General features: G+C 25.8%; 2 protein-coding genes. Both read right to left on the bottom strand.

Annotation, left to right across the window (positions count from 1 at the left end):
* Positions 1-123: 123 nt before the first annotated feature.
* Positions 124-885 carry a hypothetical protein gene (locus AJ884_RS07110; RefSeq protein WP_088306429.1) on the bottom strand — a complete coding sequence of 254 codons (762 nt, stop codon included), beginning with the start codon at positions 883-885 and terminating at the stop codon, positions 124-126.
* 8 nt (positions 886-893) lie between these two features.
* The coding region (locus AJ884_RS07105; protein WP_261660578.1) for a hypothetical protein at positions 894-2,693 on the bottom strand (1,800 nt) is incomplete at its 5' end.

Below are 2,693 nucleotides of genomic sequence, written 5' to 3'. Positions count from 1 at the left end.
ATAAAATCAATCTGTTTAACTTCTTTATTGTTGATTGTTAAATTTTTAATAGTTTGAATTAACTCTGTTTTAGAACTTATAAACATAAAAGATTCCTTATATAAAGCATTATTATATCATTTTTTATTTGCTAATATTTTTTGTCTCTCTATTAATCTCTCCTATCCACCTAAGCACATTGCCCTTATCATCAATCTCAACTTCTAAATCTTTGTATTTGTTGTAAAATTTAGGAGCTAAGATTTCTTGGAAGTATTTTGTGCCTTTTGGGGTTGTTGCTATCCAGATATTGTATTGTGACCAATATTGTGGTGTATCCCAAGAAGTGGGAGAAAACATTGTGCTACATCCATCTACAATAATATCATCATTCAAATTTCTTTCAAATCTTTCTTTATAAAAAAAATTATCTCTAAAATATATCCAAGCTTGATATTTATCTTCTTTATAATAAGATAAGTTTGAGGGATAATCTATTTTATTTCTATCTTCATCACAATAAGATCCAAAATCTATATAACCTGCTAGAAAAAGTTGCCCCAAGATATTAATATATTCACTTATATAGGTAGGTTTGGGTGTATTTAAAGAAGGAGTGTTGTTAAGACTATCAATATTATAAAATTGAATGATATTTGCATCTATTTCATGTCTTGCAAAAAATTCATCATCAATAAGTTTTAATAATAAATATTCAAATGCTAAGAGAATATCTGTTTTTGTTGTGTATCTTAAATATTCTAAAAGTAAATCCATTTCAGAAAAATATGGTTTATTATTTAATACTTTACTTAAATTTTCATAACTTTTATATCCTATATCATCTTTTTCTTTATAAGAAAAAATAGGATTACCCATTGCATATATTACTTTTATTCTTTTCACTTTTATTCCTATGGTTTAATATGAATAGTTTTATTGAGCTTTGGATTTTTGCCATAAATATTTATTGTTTCTCCCCCACTTCCAGAACCTGTTCTGTATATAATATCAATTCCATCATTCAATTTATATCTTATAAATTTTTCTTGCGTAATTTGTCCTGTTTTATGATTTTTTATAGGAATATATTTTTCTTCTAACTTTGTGGCATTTTTTATTAATTTTTGCCACAGTTCATCTAATTCTTTTTTATTTTTCAAAAGGCGAATATTCCCACTGCTACCTTTTTGTAGTTTTTCAATAATTTTCACTACTTCTTGTCGCGTTAAACCACTATTAAGTCTACTTGTAATTTTAAACATTGAATATAAACCTCTTAAAGCCGGAACAAATGTATAACTCACATCTTCCAAAGGTTTATCATTGAGTTCTAATTGACTAGGAAATACTATCTCAATAAACTCCCCACTGCCATCTTGTGTTTGTATTCTTATAACATTATCAGGGATGATTTCTTGAGCATTGTTTTCACTAGAACTTATATTATTGCTTTTTGTAGTGTTTGTGTATTTTGTGCCATTATTTATATTTACATCTTTATTTTTTGCTTTTATTTTGTTTTCACTAACCCCATTTACCACCACAAATTTACAAACATAAAACTCTTGTTTTCTATCTTCATCTTCTAAGATTTCATCTAGTCCTTGTGCGATTTGAAGTTTTAAATTTTGCATTTTTGCAGGAGCTAAAAAACTAAAATGATATTCGTTTAATTCTTTATTATCTTCTAAAGCATTTTTGATGATTTTATCATACTCATGTAGCTGTGTAAAATACCCTACTCCTAAATCTTTATTTTCAAATTCCTTATAAGCACTTTTATAAACTTTAGCAATGTTTTTTGGGATAATAAAATAAAGTTTGATTAAATTAGTATCAAAGCTAAGATTTAATTCTTTAAATTCATAATCTTTACTAAAGTCTTGTTTGAATTGATTAAGAATATTTATATCCTCTATATCTTTTAAATCTTTTAAATCTATATTAAATTCATTTAAAGCCTTATTTTGTTCTTTTTTTTCATTATTGATTAAAAGATTATAGATAGGTAAATTATCTTTTTGAAATCTATCACTTTTATAATGAAGTCTTATTATAGGTTCTTTTAACTCTATTTGATTTTTACTTTGTTCTCCTAAGCCCTCTTTAGGATTAAAGCTGTGATCAAATTTAAACTTAGTAGGAGTAAAGCTTACTTTTAAAGGAAAACCTTTATCACTAATACAAGCTGATATGAGTTCTTGTAAGATTACATATTCATTATTGACTTTCTTTTGAGATAAGGATCCTTTTACATTAACAACTTTAGTACAAGGAACACTTACACCTGCTATAGTATTAGGACAAGCTACTATACTAGAGTTTAATAAATCACTTTCTAGCATTATAGGCACACCATCATCTTTAAAAGTTTTTCCTTTGTTTGATTTAAGTATGACTTTACCTCCATGGATACATTCTAGGTTTTGATTTTCTAAAAGAGCATGAAGTTTAGCTATAGCTTGTTTTTTATCTACTTGTGTGGTTTTTTGTTCTTTTAAAGTGTTTGAAATTAAGTCTTTATACTCTAAGCTTTGTTTGCTTAAACATTCTAATTTAATATTTAAAGAATTTTCTATAATAGAATAATTAAGCAAACAAAGTTCATCATTTTTATAAAAGATGCTAAGTCTTCCTTTGCCACTGCTTTCATCTTTAGGAGAAAAATAATAACTAGGTGTATCTTGTTTTATAGTATTATCTTGATCTAA

The sequence above is a fragment of the Campylobacter sp. BCW_6463 genome (assembly GCF_001762785.1).
In the GTDB taxonomy this organism is placed as follows: domain Bacteria; phylum Campylobacterota; class Campylobacteria; order Campylobacterales; family Campylobacteraceae; genus Campylobacter_D; species Campylobacter_D jejuni.
This window is presented reverse-complemented; position numbering and strand designations above follow the sequence as displayed.